Annotated in this window: 1 protein-coding gene; it reads right to left on the bottom strand. The window is 55.6% G+C overall.

Going from position 1 to position 760, the window contains the following annotated elements; all coding sequences use genetic code 11:
* Positions 1-760: EF-Tu/IF-2/RF-3 family GTPase (locus tag AC1DRJ_RS30755; RefSeq protein ID WP_477805429.1), on the bottom strand; the 760-nt coding region annotated here is incomplete at both ends.

Below are 760 nucleotides of genomic sequence, written 5' to 3'. Positions count from 1 at the left end.
AGTCTCACCCGTGGTGACGTCCTTCATGCCGATCAAGGCCGCGATGTCACCAGCGCGTACTTCCTTGATTTCTTCACGKGCGTTTGCGTGCATTTGCACCATACGACCCACGCGCTCTTTCTTGCCTTTAACCGAGTTGATCACGCCGTCGCCGGAGGCCAACACGCCCGAGTAAACTCGAACGAAGGTCAAGGTACCCACGAATGGGTCGGTAGCGATCTTGAACGCCAGAGCCGAGAACGGCTCGTTGTCGTCTGCATGACGCTCCAGCTCGATAGTCTCGTCATCCGGGTCTGTACCCTTGATGGCAGGAATTTCGGAAGGAGCAGGCAGGTAGTCGATAACGGCGTCGAGAACCAGGGGAACACCCTTGTTCTTGAAGGAAGAACCACAAACAGCCAGAACGATCTCACCAGCGATAGTACGCTGACGCAGAGCCGCCTTGATTTCCGCGTTGGTGAGCTCTTCACCTTCGAGGTACTTGTTCATCAGCTCTTCGCTGGCTTCTGCCGCAGCTTCAATCATGTTGCCGCGCCACTCGTCAGCCAGTTCCTGCAGTTCAGCAGGGATAGGCTTACGAACTGGAACCATGCCTTTGTCAGAGTCATTCCAGTAAACAGCTTCCATAGCCATCAGATCGATCTGACCCTGGAAGTTGTCTTCGGAACCGATAGCCAACTGGATAGGCACCGGAGTGTGACCCAGACGCTGCTTGATCTGACCGATCACGCGCAGGAAGTTCGCACCAGCACGGTCCATC

The sequence above is a fragment of the Pseudomonas sp. P5_B2 genome (assembly GCF_056400445.1).
Note: the sequence above shows the minus strand (reverse complement) of the source record. Positions and strands in the feature narration are given on the sequence as shown.